We start from the raw sequence: 12,784 nt of genomic DNA on the forward strand, positions 1-12,784 counted from the left end.
TGAACGCCCACGTGCAGGCCGATGTGAACGCGCACGTGAACGGCCTAGGCGGCTACGGGCGCCGATGTCAGGCGGCCACTCCCTGTTCCAGCGTGGCACGCAGTCGGCGGGCCTGGGTCACGAGCCGGGACGAACCGCGCCGCTCGGTCGCCTGCGCGAGATGTGCCACGTCGCCGCGCGCCCCGGTCAGCTCGGCGCACTCGGCGGCGACTGCCAGCAGTTCGCCGAACCCGCGGGCGGCCGGGGCCGCGCCGTCCGAGGCGAGGTCCGCGAGCAGCACGGGCAGCGCGGCCCGGAGTATCGACCAGACGGTGGCGTACGCGCCGGTCGTCGCCGCGGTGTGTACGGACTCGGCGAGCCGCAGGGGCCGCACCGCCCCGCACCGCACCAGCCGGCCCAGGTCCCTGCCGAGGCCCTCGGCGTCCAACTGCCCTCGCGCGGCGAGTACCAGCAGGGCGTCCACCGCGCTGAGCCGGTCCTCCGGGTGACGCGCCCCCAGCCCGTACGCCACACACAGGTGTACGGCTTCACCAGCCTCGCCCTCCGCCTCGGCGATCAGCGGCAGGGCCGCGGAGACATTCCGGATCTCCTCCACCGCGGCGGTGGAGAGTTCGTGCATCAGGCGCGCGGCCACCAGTTCCCGCCGGCCGGGCAGCACGGCCAGCCAGTGCTGCCGCCCGGCCCGGTTCCAGTAGTGGGAGCAGTACGTGCGCATCACGTCGCCCACGGGCTGCCCGAGCCGACGGAACGCCGGTGGGAGGTCCTCCGGCAGCCCCTCGATCCGGCCGAGTTCGAGCAGGATGCGCACGCCTGAGGTGCGTCTTCCGTTCGTGGGTGTTGCCGGGCCCTCGCTCGTGAGCCACCGGGCCAGCCGCTCGCCCTGCGTCGTGCCGAGCCCGGCGGCCCGCTCGGCGGCGGCCTCGGCCACCGCCCGCTCGTCTCGGCGCACCCGGAGCAGTGCCTGCGCGAAGTCGGCTTCCCCGGGCCGGGCGCCGAGCCGGTGGTACTCACCGAGGCGGGCCACCAACTCGTCCGGTTCCAGGAGCCCCGACGACCAGGTGGGCGTGGCCAGGAGAAACGGCAGCGGATCGGTCCGTACCCGGTAGGCCGCCTCCCACAGGCGCGCGTCGAAGACGGCGGCCAGCGCGGTGTGCACGCAGGGGTCCGGCATCGGGGCGTGCTGATGGGCCTTGTGGAGCGTGGCCGTGGACACCTTGCCCAGCAGGGCCGCGAGGACGACCTGGAGACCGTGCGGCGCGCTCCGGAGGTACTCGTCCATCGAGTGGTACTGAGGATCGGCGTCCATCCACCAGATCCGTGCGACCACCGGGGTAAGGGCTTCGGTCAGTTCCTCCTGACGCCGGTACGCGTGCCGCACCAGTCCGTCCAGAGCGCGCTCGAACGCCGGCATGTCATCGTCGGTGGACGCCAGCAGGGCCCCGACCTCCCCGGCCAGCTCGACCGCCGAATCCGGCGCGGGCGCGAGCCGTGAAGGCTCCGGTGCGAGTGGCAGCAGCTCCAGGTACGGCTGCGGCGCGAGTTCGCCCGCGTCCAGTCCCAGGGCCACGGTGGCACGCGCCCGCAGTCCGGCGCCCAACTGGGTGGCGGCGTCGGCGATTTCGACCCGCGCCTGCGGGTCCGCCTTGTCGATCTTGTCGATGAACCGTTCCACCAGCTTCAGGGCGCGCTCCTGTACATCCGGGTCCTCGTGCCCGAAGGCATGCGCCACCGCGGGCAGCAGCTCGGCGGCGCTCGACGGGTCACGCCGGAGCGCCTTCCCGAGGAGCACGAGCTGGGCACGCACCAGCTTCTTCTCCGCGCGGAACAGCACGGCGGCGGACATCTCGGCGAGCTGGCGGGGCGCGATGGCGTCGGCCAGTGCCAGAGAACCCAGCACCGACTGGGCGTGCGACGCCACGGTGGAGGCCGCGTGGGCGGCGAGTGCCAGCCAGTCGGTGACGCGCTCCCGCTCCTCGGCCCGGCTCGGCTCAAGTGCCGTCAGTACGCGGAGGAAGACGCGGCAGTCGGCCGGCGCGGTGCCGCGCAGCAGTCGGGCGGTACAGGCGCCGAGCATGGCCTGCCGGTCGAGGCGGCCCTCCTCGGTGAGCCTCGCGAGAGCGTTGACCCAGCTGTTCGGACCGTCACCGAAGAGCCAGTCCAGGCGACGGCCGATGTCCGGGATCTCGAAGAGGGCGGCGACGAGCTCCGGCGCGTGCGGATCCCGGCGAAGCCGGTGCAGGACGGTGTCGCCGCGCTGCCACAGGCTGCCGACCTGCTCGACCCAGCCGACGACGTAGGTCTCCGTCGTCGGCACCGCACAACCGGACAGCCTTACCAGCCCTGCCATCAGCTCGTAGGGCACCTGGGCGCTCGACGGGCGGTCCGCCAGGCGTTGGGTGAGATCGCCGAGCCAGTCCTGCTCCCGGTCGCCCAGCACATGGAGCAGCGCCGCGGGAGACGCCTGGGACCAGCGCAGGTCGGCCGCGGTGATCCAGGCCGCCGCACCGGCCGCTCCCGTGTGGCAGGCCGTCCCGGCCGCGTGCAGGGTGGGATACGCCTTGCGGGACGCGGCGTCCCAGGGCGCGATCCGCAACTCCTTGCGCAGCTCCTTCAGTGCCGGCAGGCAACGCCGTCGCTCGGGATCCGTCATTCCGTCCAGCAGGGCCGCGGCCTCGCTCATCCGCCCCGCCCGTACGGCCTTCAGCAACGGGCCACTCACCGACGCGTCAGTCACCGGCGCATGACTCACCGACACCGCGTCACCCACCGACACCGCACCGCTCATCGTGCACCTCCGTCGACCAGAACCTGTGCCTGTCCGGACACCGCACCGCGGCGGACCATCCGCACCGCCAGCGCGTGCTTGCACGGCCCGCGCCCGCCCCGGTACTTGGCCCACCACAGGCAGCTGCAGCTCAGCACCCCCGCGTCGTCGCGCACCCGGTGCGCGTGCCCGCGCTCCACCCGCGCGGCGTCGTAGGGAAGTTCACGATGGAAGTAGGCCGCCTCCGCACCTGAGGCGACGTCAGGAAGCCCTTGAAGAAACGGGGGTGGTCCTCGACGCCGCGGGGTGTTGCACCCCGCGAGGTCTCAAGTCCCAGGCGCTGCCCGCCCGATACGGGCTCCAGTGAGGAGGGTCGGGTGTAGGCCACGGCCTGCAAGGATCGCGTCATGGAAAAACCGTAGAGGCGACCACTGACAATCGGCCCCGACCTGCGAAAACGCCGGAACCGGGAACGCCGATGTGCCGCGTACCGGGGGATGACGCCGGCACGCGGCACGGGGCATGAGATTACGGGAGTCGGAGCCCCTCGCGTACGCACGGCTCGCGTGCGCACGGCTTCCGTGCACACGGCTCACGTACGCACGCCGCGCGCGCCACGGAAGCTGCCGCCGGGTGGGGGGTGCTACTGCCCCACACGTCCGGGCTGCAGCACCTTCGTGAACAACACCGAGCCGCCGGTGGCCCGCAGACGGACCGTCAGTTCACCGCTGTCACCGTCGATGGCGACCTCGCCGAAGTACTGGGGCGACTCCATCGGGGACACGTTCGCCGTCGCCGGTGCTTTGACGAAGACCCGGTCCGGACCGAACGTGCCGTCCAGCGCGTTCGCCTGGAAACCGCCCGCGGCGAGCGGGCCGGAGACGAACTCCCAGAACGGGGCGAAGTCCTTGAAGGCGGCACGCGAGGGGTCGTAGTGCTGCGCCGAGGTGTAGTGCACGTCCGCCGTCAGCCACACCGTGCCGGTGATCCGGTGGTGCTTGACGAACCGCAGCAGCTCCGCGATCTGCAGCTCGCGTCCGAGCGGCGCGCCCGGGTCGCCCTGCGCGACGGCCTCGAAGTCCGTCGTGCCGTCCGGCACGACCAGGCCGAGCGGCATGTCGGAGGCGATCACCTTCCACACCGCGCGCGAGCGTGCCAGCTCCCGCTTCAGCCACGCCAGTTGCTCCGCTCCCAGGATGCCGGTGGTGTCGTCGGTCTGCCGGCCAGGAGAGTTGGCGTTGCGGAACATGCGCATGTCGAGCACGAAGACGTCCAGCAGGGGGCCGTGGCGCACGACCCGGTGCACCCTGCCCTCCTCGCCCGTGGCGGGCAGCGTGGAGATCGGGAAGTACTCGCTGAACGCCTTGCGGGCCCGGGAGGCCAGCGTGTCGACGTCCTTCACCGTGTAGCGGGCGTCGGTGAGGATCTCGCCCGGGTACCAGTTGTTGACGACCTCGTGGTCGTCCCACTGGGTGATCGTCGGGACCTGCGCGTTGAACCGGCGGACGTTCTCGTCGAGCAGCGAGTAGCGGAAGTTGCCACGGTACTCGGCGAGGGTCTCCGCGACCTTGGACTTCTCCTCGGTGGTGACGTTCCGCCAGAGCCGGCCGTCCGGAAGCGTCACGGACGGCGACAGCGGACCGTCCGCGTAGATCGTGTCGCCGCTGCACAGGAAGAAGTCGGGGTTCAGGCGGCGCATCTCCTCGTACGCGTACAGGCCGCCGATGTCCGGATTGATGCCCCAGCCCTGGCCCACGATGTCGCCCGACCAGAGGAAGCGGACGTCCTGGCGCCGCTTCGAGGGCGCGGTCCGGAACGTGCCGGACACGGGCTCGCCGGTGCGGCGGTGGTCGTCGGGGTCGGCCAGTGTCACCCGGTAGTGGATCTGCTCACCGGCCGGCAGGCCGCGCAGCGGGACCGTGCCCGTGAAGTCCGTGCCGGCGCCCAGGAGAGGGCCGTGCCATTTTCGCGGCCTGCGGAACGACTCGGTCGCGGAGGTCTCCACGATCATGCGCGCGGGGCGGTCGGAGCGAACCCACACCAGGCCGGAGTTCGTGGTCACGTCTCCGGCCTGCACACCCCATTGCGCCTTGGGCCGCCCCGACAGGGCGAACGCCGGAGCCGTGCCGACGGCGGGGACGGCGGAGGGCAGCGCGAGTGCCGCCGACGCGGCGAGCGAGCCGCGCAGGACGCCCCGGCGGCCGGGGAGGGGGCTCGGCGGACGGTGTGACATGGGGCGCCTCCAGAGGCGGGTTCGGCGAGTGTGCACGGCTACAACTACTTGTGTGCCGCAGCGCACACGGAAACCGCAAGTGAACAACTCGCTGCGCTGGATTCGGCGGGGTCGGGTCCGGCCCGGCATCAGCCGGGGTCCACCGCGATCGCCATCGCTCGGATTCCTTCGCGGATGCGGGTCGGTGAGACGTGGGCGTAGCCCAGTACGAGGCGGATCACGTTGTCCGCGGGTGGGCTTCGCGTGTAGGCCGTGAGGGGGCGGACGGCGATTCCGGCCGCGGCCGTGGCAGCCAGGAAACGGTCGGGCGGCCCGTAGCGGTCGGGGAGTGTGGCGATGGCGTGCAGCCCGGCCGCGATACCGGAGACCCGGGTGCCGGGGAAGTGCTCCGCCAGGGCCGTGACCAGCGTGTCGCGGCGTTCCCGGTACGCGCGTCGGCAGCGGCGGAGCTGACGGTCGTAGTCGCCGCGTTCCACGAAGCGGGCGAGCAGGGCCTGGTCGACGACGGGATTGCCGAGGTCCATCGTGCGTTTGCGTTCGACGACCTCCTCGGCGAGCGACGCCGGTACCAGCAGCCAGCCGAGCCGCAGGCCGGGTGCCAGCGACTTGCTGACCGAACCCGTGTACGCGACGTGCTCCGGATCAAGCCCCTGCAGGGCGCCCACCGGAGCCCGGTCGTAGCGGAAGTCCCCGTCGTAGTCGTCCTCGACGACGAGCCCGTCCACGGCACGAGCCCAGTCGAGGAGCTCCGCGCGGCGTCGCGCGGAGTACGCGATCCCCGACGGGAACTGGTGCGCGGGCGTCGTCACCACGACCCGCACCCCTGACGCGCGCAGCGCCCCCGTGTCCAGCCCTTCGCCGTCCAGCGGCAGTGGTACGGCGTCGAGGCCGGCCGACGTGTACAGGGTCCCGTGCTCGGGGCTTCCGGGGTCCTCCACGCCCACGCTACGCACCCCGCGCGCGTGGAGCACGATTCCGAGCAGTGTCGTCGCCTGGGCCACTCCGGAGACGACCACCACCCGCTCCGGATCCGCGACCACCCCCCTGCGCCGGGTCAGCAACTCGGCGAGTGCGGTACGCAGCCGGGGCAGCCCGCGCGGATCCGGGTAGCCCAGCGCGTGGTGCGGCAGTTCGGCGAGCACCCCGCGCTGTGCGGCCGACCACGCCGCGCGCGGGAACAGCGACAGGTCGGGCGTACCGGGCAGGAAGTCCGCGTGGGCACCGGGGGAGCGGGGAGCGAGGTCCCGTGCGCGGGGAAGGGCGGCCCGGGCGGCCCCGCCGACCCAGGTCCCGGCACCGCGGCCGCTGCGGAGATAGCCCTCCGCGGTCAACTGCTCGAACGCTTCCGTGACCAGGCCCCGGGACACCCCGAGATCGGCGGCGAGTTCGCGGCTGGACGGCAGACGTGTGCCCGGCGGGAGGCGGCCCGAGCGGACCGCCTCCCGCAGTGCGGCCTGCAGGGCACGGCCACGCGCGCGTGCCGGTGGCGAGGCGGCGGACAGGAGCGTCTCCCAGGCGCCGGCCCGGCCCGCCGCTGCGGGCGTATCCGGATCGGTCCCCGATGACGTCATGGAAGTGGACCTTAGACCGGACCGTCATCCTTCATGGCGTCATGGCGTCATGGCGTCATGGCGTCACGGCGCAGGGCCGTGGGCAGCGCCTTGGTGAGGGCCGGAGTCGCCCTGGGATCAGGAGCGCTGAGCCGCAGGGGGCGAAACCCGGCGGCTTCCGTCCAGGATGACGCGGGCGACCAGCGCGGGGTCGTCGTTCATCGGGACGTGCCCGCAACCGGGCAGCCGCACCAGCCGGGCCCGGGGAATGATCTGCTTGGCGCGGACTCCCTGGCGGCGCACCAGGATCCGGTCCCGGGTACCCCAGGCAACCGTGACGGGAAGGCCGGGGACGTCGTCCGTGAAGTGGACCGAGCCGCCCGCCCTGAGGGTCTCGGTGAATCCCTCGGCGTTGGCCAGTGCGAGGGTCTCGGCGACCACCGCCTCGGGTGAACGGCGGGCCGGGCGTGCGTAGATGCTGCTGGTCAGTACCGTGCGTCCGGCCGCCGAGCGCGACAGCCGCTCGATCATCGGGAGCGGCATGCTCCGAGCGGCCCGCCGCATCGCCTGGAGCAGACCGAACGCGTAGCGCCGCTCGACGGGCGACCAGAAACCGGCGGGCGACAGCGCCGTGACGGACCGTACGAGCTTCTCGCGGCCCAGCTCCAGGGCCAGCAACCCGCCCAGGGAGTTGCCCGCCACATGCGGCCGGTCGAGCTCCAGCGTCTCGCACAGCGCGGCCAGTGCCGCGTTCATCGTCGCCAGGCCGTGGGTGAGTCCGTCGGGCAGCGCGGGGGATTCGCCACAGCCGGGCAGATCCACCGCGATCACGTCCCGCTCGGCCGCCAGAAGGTCGACGACCGGGTCCCATGCCTGCCGGTGGTGGCCTATCCCGTGCAACAGCAGAAGCGGTTCGCCACTGCCCACGCGCCGGTACGCGAGGGTGATGGTCCGCGGGCCGTGCGGAGAGGTGACACTGAAGGAGACCGTGGCGGCCATGGCTTTCCCCTCGTCTGGAACCGGCTGACTCCTAGACAGCTTGTCAGCAATTGCTACCGGCGGGTAGCCCCCGGGGTGCCGGACTCGTACCCGGGCGTGCGTCGTGGGCTTCGTCACCGCCCGGACACGGTCTTGTCGCCTGGACACGACCCGATACGCCGGGATGGGATGGTCCCGTGGCTACCGACACCGTGACCGAGGTCTTCGAAGAGCACCGGCCCGTTCTGATGGGCGTCGCCTACCGCATGCTCGGCCGGGTGGCCGATGCCGAGGACGTGGTCCAGGAGGCATGGCTGCGCTGGTCCGGTGCCGACCGCTCCGACGTGCGCGAACCGCGCGGCTACCTGGTGCGCGTCGCCACGCGGCTCGCCATCGACCGGCTGCGGCAGGCCCAGTCCCGCAAGGAGGCCTATGTGGGGCCCTGGTTGCCCGAGCCGTACGTCACCGACTTCGGGGACACCGTCGCCGACACGGCTGAGCGGGCCGTCCTCGCCGACTCGGTCTCACTGGCCGTCCTCGTCGTCCTGGAGTCCCTCTCGCCGCTGGAGCGCGCGGTGTTCGTGCTGCGGGAGGCGTTCGGCTACCCGTACGCGGACATCGCGGTCACGCTCGACCGCAGCGAGTCCGCGGTGCGTCAGCTCGCCGGACGGGCCCGTAGGCACGTCGAGGAGAAGCGGCCCCGCTACGTGGTCGACCCCGTCGAACAGCGCGCTCTCACCGAGCGGTTCCTCGCGGCGGCGGCGGAGGGCGATCTCGCGGGGCTGATGTCCGTGCTGGCCCCGGACGTGCGCCTGGTGGGCGACAGCGGCGGCCTGGCCCAGGCACCGCTGCGGGTCATCGAATCGGCCGACAAGGTGGGCCGCTTCGTCGAGGGGATCACGCGGAAGGGTCTGGCGGACGCGTCGTTCCGCTTCCTGGAGGTCAACGGCGGACCGGCGCTGCTGGTGCTGTCAGGCGGCAAGCCCGACAGCATCATCCAGCTGGGTGTCGTGGACGGCCGCATCCAGTGCGTCTACATCATCCGCAACCCCGAGAAGCTGCTCTCCCTGGCCGTCGACTGACAGGGCCCTGCCGAGCCATGGCCCCCGTCCAGGAGACGGGGGCCACGCCGTTGTGTCACGTAAACGGCGTATCGCGAACACCGCATGAACGCTCTGCGGCAACGCGCCTGTGCGAGCTGTAACGGATCGAGGATTGGTCTTGACCAAGGGTGGGGGCCGCCATATGGTCGCAGGGGTTAGTGCAGGAACCTTTAATAAACAAGGGCGTTAAAAGCCGCCGGGACACGGCGATTGCGGAGGACACGGTGGGGACCACGCAGTTGGATACGGTGCCGGAGCCCAAGTACTGGCACCTCAAGACCGTGCTCAGCGAAGCACTGGACTCCGAGTTCTCGGTGGGTGAGATCCTGCCCAACGAGCGCGATCTGGCGGCCCGGTTCGGCGTCGCGAGGGCCACGCTCCGCCAGGCCCTGGAACAGCTGGAACTCGAAGGCCGGCTCCAGCGCCGCCGCGGTGTCGGTACGACCGTGGCACCACCGCGCATGGGCGTGGCCGTCGGATCCGAGCAGCACACCTGGCCGGGCGCCGCCGACGACGCGTGGCAGCCCGCCGACTGCGCGACGGCGGTGCCGCCCACGGCGGTGGCACAGGCCCTGGAGACCGAACCCGATGAACAGGTGCACATCGTGCGCCGCTCCCGGATGACGCACGGCCAGCCGGTCGCCGCCGAACTCCTCTACGTCCCCGCCTCGTCGGTGCCCGACCTGTCCGGCATCGACACCCCGTCCGGCACCGCCCGCGCGCGTACGGTGCTGCGGGAACTCCAGCGCAGGGAACTGGAAGGCGAGGACCGTGCCGTGGAGCTGGGCTCGGCCCGCGCGGACGACGCGAAGGAACTGGACCGGCTCCCCGGCGCGCCCGTCCTCGTCGTCACGACCCGCTTCTTCGCCGAGGGGCGCACGGCGGCGGTCTCCGTCGCCACCTACCGCGCCGACACCTGTCGGCTGACCTTCGGCGACTTCGGCGGTGTGGAGATCCACCACGCCCCCGAGCGCCGGGCTTCCTGACCGGCGAACGAACCGACCGCCGAACGGACCGACCGACGGACGAACGCCGCCCTCCGGGCGGAGCGGCGTTCAGCGGCGGGCCGTCACCGTACTCTCCACCGCGAAGAGCTGTTCCTCCACGTGGTCGAGAGCCAGTCGCAGCGCGCCCGTCGCCACCGCCGCCTCGCCCAGGAGCGACAGCGTCACCCGGGGTGGCCGCAGACAGTAGCGGGCCAGCTCCTTGCGCAGCGGCTCCAGGACGCCGTCGATCCCAGCCGCCCAGCCGCCGATCACGACGAGTTCGGGGTCGAGGGCCAGGACGAGCGCGGCAACGTCGTGCACCAGACGCTGTATGAAGCGGTCGACGGCCGCCAGGGCCTGTTCGTCGCCCGCGCGAGCGTGCGTGAAGACCTCCGCCACCGCTTGTTCGTCGAGCGGATGCAGTGGCTCGCCGGTCGTGGACAGCAGCGTCTCCGGAGTGACCTCGCGGCCCAGCAGATGGAGCGCGCCGATCTCGCCGGCCGCGCCCCCGTAGCCGCGGTGCAGCCGCCCGCCGATGAGAGAGCCGGCGCCCGGGCTCAGGCCGGCCAGCACGAACACCATGTCGTCCGATTCGGTGGCCGCGCCCTTCCAGTGCTCCGCGACCGCCGCCGCGTTGGCGTCGTTCTCCACGAGGACCGGACACTTGAAGGAGCGGCGCAGGCGTTCGCCCAGCGCCAGACCCGTCCACTGGGGCAGCGCCGTACCGAGACGCACCGTGCCGTCGGCCTCGACGATGCCGGGCGTGGCCACCCCGACGGCACGCAGGGAGCCGCGTGCGACTCCGGCTCGGCGCAGCAGCTCGGCGACGGCCGTACGCAGCCGCTCCAGCCGCTCGTCCGCCGACGCCGTCTCGCAGACGGCCTTGGCGAGCGACCCGAGCACCCGCCCGTCCAGGTCCGCCAGGAGTACGGACACACGGTGCGGACCGATCTCCAGGCCCAGCAGATGGCCCGCCTCCGCCCGGAAGCGGAACCGGCGCGCGGGCCGGCCCTGGCGCCGTGCGGCACTCTCGTCGGCCGCGGCCTCGACGACGAGCCCACCGTGGATGAGACCCTCGACGACGCCCTCGACGGTGGGCCGGGACAGGCCGGTCACCCGCGTGACCTCGGTGAGTGTCGCGAAATCCGTGGCCCGCAGCGCGTGCAGCACCACCGCGGAGTTGATCCTCCGCAGCAGAGAGGGATCCCCGCCGGTCAACTGCCCCAACGTCCGTCCTCCCAGCTCGTGCGCGTGTCGGTTGGCCGGATCGTACTCGGCGCGGCGGATCCCGGCGAGTGCCGCGGATCAGCTCCTTGTCCCCGACCGGAATCAGCCGGGTGCCACGAACCCCGACTCGTATGCCGTGATCACCGCCTGCGTACGGTCCCGGGCCCCCAGTTTCGCCAGTACGGCGCTGACGTGCGACTTCACCGTCTCGGTGCCGACCACCAGCCGCGCGGCGACCTCGGCGTTCGACAGACCCCGGGTCATCAGCCGCAGCACCTCCGCCTCGCGCTCGGTCAGAGCCGCCCGTTCCAGAGCGGCCCGGGCCGCGGGATTCCCGTCGCAGGCCCCGTACTCAGCGGCCAACTGCCGTACCGAGGCCGGGAACAGCAGCGAATCGCCCTCGGCGACCAGACGCACCGCGTGCACGATCTCGGCCGGCCGGGCCCGCTTCAGCAGAAAGCCGTCGGCACCCGCGCGCAGCGCCTCGTACACGTACTCGTCGTTCTCGAAGGTTGTCACCACGACGATCTTCGGCGGCCGGTCGACGGTCCGCAGCACCGCGCGTGTGGCCTCGATGCCGTCCATGAGCGGCATACGGACGTCCATCGCGACGACATCGGGCCGCAACCGCCGCACCAGCGGGATCACCGCCGCGCCGTCCGCGGCCTCGCCGACGACCTCGATGTCGGGCTGTGCCTCCAGAATGGCGCGCAGACCGGCTCGTACGAGGGGTTCGTCGTCGACGAGCAGAACAGTGACCGGCATCCGGCCAGCGTAGATCAGCGCAACGGCAGCTCGACGTGCACCTGCCAGTCGCCGTCGTCCGGGCCGGTCCGGGCGCTGCCACCGAGCAGCGCGGCCCGCTCCCGGATGCCCCGCAGACCGCTGCCGCGGCCGGGCCCCGGTATCTCCGCCGTCAGCGGATTGCGCACCTCCAGACAGAGCGTCCGGTCATCGACCGCGATACGAATGCGGACAGGCACCGAGCCCGCGTGCCGCAGCACATTGGTGAGGGACTCCTGGAGGATGCGGTAGCCCTCGCGGGAGACCGGACCGGGCACGTTCTCCAGCGGGCCCGTCAGCTCGGCGTCGATCTTCGCCCCGGAGACGCGCGCGGACTCCATGAGCCGGTCGGCCTCCACCAGGGTCGGGCGGCCGCTCGCGGGCCGCCGTGACTCGCGCAGCACCGCGAGCACCCGCTCCAGGTCCTCCAGCGCGGCACGGCCGGTGTCCTCGATGGCGAGCAGAGCACGGTCGGTGAACGCGGGGTCCCCCGCGGCACGCGCGGCACCCGCCTGCACCACGGCCACCGTCAGCGCGTGACCGATCGAGTCGTGCAGCTCGCGGGCGATGCGTGTGCGCTCCAGGAGCTGTTCCGTGCGCTCCTCCAGGGCGGCGACCCGCTCGGCCGCCGACGGCCCCAGAAGGCGGCGCGCGACGGCCGTGACGAGCTCGCCGAGACCGACCACCGAGGCGTACATCGCGATGAGGGGGAGCGGCGCCAGGAAGCCGTACGCCCAGTGCGGATGCGCGATGCTCATGACCGGGTTGTCCGTCACCGCGTGCCCGAACGCGGCCGCCGTGAGGTCGTAGGTGAGGATCGGAAACCAGACGGTGCTGAACACGGCCAGCGCGCCCAGCGCCATGCGGGCTTCGAGCCACAGCACGGTACGGAACCGGTCCCGCCAGGTGGCCGACGGCCGGACGGAGAATCCCGGGTCCTGCTCACCCGGCGTCAGCAGCAGCTGAGCCTGCACCCCCTCGCCCAGACGCACGGCCGGGATCAGCCCCAGCGGGATCAGCGGCACCGCCGGCCCCCACGGCTGTCCCGGGAAGACGTACAACCACACGCTCACCAACAGCATCGGCACCCACAGGTGCAGCAGCCGGGTGTACGTCGTCCCGCGGGTCAGCGGGCTCAGCAGGCGGACCATTGACTCATC

Annotated in this window: 9 protein-coding genes and 1 pseudogene; 2 read left to right on the forward strand and 8 right to left on the reverse strand. The window is 72.3% G+C overall.

The window, feature by feature from the left end; all coding sequences use genetic code 11:
* Positions 1 to 67: 67 nt before the first annotated feature.
* The 5 genes and pseudogenes from AB0D14_RS03815 to AB0D14_RS03835 form a co-directional block, all read right to left on the reverse strand.
* The gene (locus tag AB0D14_RS03815; protein WP_362774651.1) at positions 68 to 2,680 is read right to left on the reverse strand and encodes a DUF6493 family protein; all 2,613 of its coding nucleotides are present in this window, start codon (positions 2,678 to 2,680) and stop codon (positions 68 to 70) included.
* A gap of 101 nt (positions 2,681 to 2,781) precedes the next feature.
* Positions 2,782 to 3,012, reverse strand: a pseudogene (locus tag AB0D14_RS03820) (SWIM zinc finger family protein); the annotation flags it as partial.
* A 395-nt stretch (positions 3,013 to 3,407) separates the two neighbouring features.
* Positions 3,408 to 4,997 carry an alkaline phosphatase D family protein gene (locus AB0D14_RS03825; RefSeq protein WP_362774218.1) on the reverse strand — a complete coding sequence of 530 codons (1,590 nt, stop codon included), beginning with the start codon at positions 4,995 to 4,997 and terminating at the stop codon, positions 3,408 to 3,410.
* A 128-nt stretch (positions 4,998 to 5,125) separates the two neighbouring features.
* Positions 5,126 to 6,568: a PLP-dependent aminotransferase family protein gene (locus AB0D14_RS03830; RefSeq protein WP_362774221.1), complete on the reverse strand. Its 1,443-nt coding sequence runs from the start codon at positions 6,566 to 6,568 to the stop codon at positions 5,126 to 5,128.
* A 117-nt stretch (positions 6,569 to 6,685) separates the two neighbouring features.
* Entirely contained in the window at positions 6,686 to 7,546 is an 861-nt protein-coding gene (locus AB0D14_RS03835) for an alpha/beta fold hydrolase (RefSeq protein WP_362774224.1), read from the reverse strand.
* A gap of 176 nt (positions 7,547 to 7,722) precedes the next feature.
* Between AB0D14_RS03835 and AB0D14_RS03840 the strand changes: the two genes are divergently transcribed.
* On the forward strand, positions 7,723 to 8,607 hold the full coding sequence (locus AB0D14_RS03840) for an RNA polymerase sigma-70 factor (protein WP_362774227.1): 885 nt from the start codon (positions 7,723 to 7,725) through the stop codon (positions 8,605 to 8,607).
* Between the two features lie 245 nt (positions 8,608 to 8,852).
* A complete protein-coding gene (locus tag AB0D14_RS03845) occupies positions 8,853 to 9,614 on the forward strand; it encodes a GntR family transcriptional regulator (protein ID WP_362774230.1) in 762 nt (253 codons plus the stop codon).
* A 69-nt stretch (positions 9,615 to 9,683) separates the two neighbouring features.
* Here AB0D14_RS03845 and AB0D14_RS03850 read toward each other — a convergent pair whose 3' ends face one another.
* The 3 genes from AB0D14_RS03850 to AB0D14_RS03860 all read right to left on the reverse strand — a co-directional run bounded on the left by AB0D14_RS03850 (position 9,684) and on the right by AB0D14_RS03860 (position 12,775).
* The gene (locus tag AB0D14_RS03850; protein WP_362774233.1) at positions 9,684 to 10,841 is read right to left on the reverse strand and encodes an ROK family protein; all 1,158 of its coding nucleotides are present in this window, start codon (positions 10,839 to 10,841) and stop codon (positions 9,684 to 9,686) included.
* A gap of 102 nt (positions 10,842 to 10,943) precedes the next feature.
* Complete coding sequence (locus AB0D14_RS03855) at positions 10,944 to 11,606, reverse strand: response regulator transcription factor (protein ID WP_362774236.1); 663 nt, start codon at positions 11,604 to 11,606, stop codon at positions 10,944 to 10,946.
* 14 nt (positions 11,607 to 11,620) lie between these two features.
* Positions 11,621 to 12,775 (reverse strand): histidine kinase, encoded by a 1,155-nt coding sequence (locus AB0D14_RS03860; protein WP_362774239.1) that lies wholly within the window; start codon positions 12,773 to 12,775, stop codon positions 11,621 to 11,623.
* Between the last annotated feature and the right edge of the window lie 9 nt (positions 12,776 to 12,784).

Origin of the sequence: Streptomyces sp. NPDC048484 (assembly GCF_040651415.1) — a bacterium.
Taxonomy (GTDB): Bacteria; Actinomycetota; Actinomycetes; order Streptomycetales; family Streptomycetaceae; genus Streptomyces.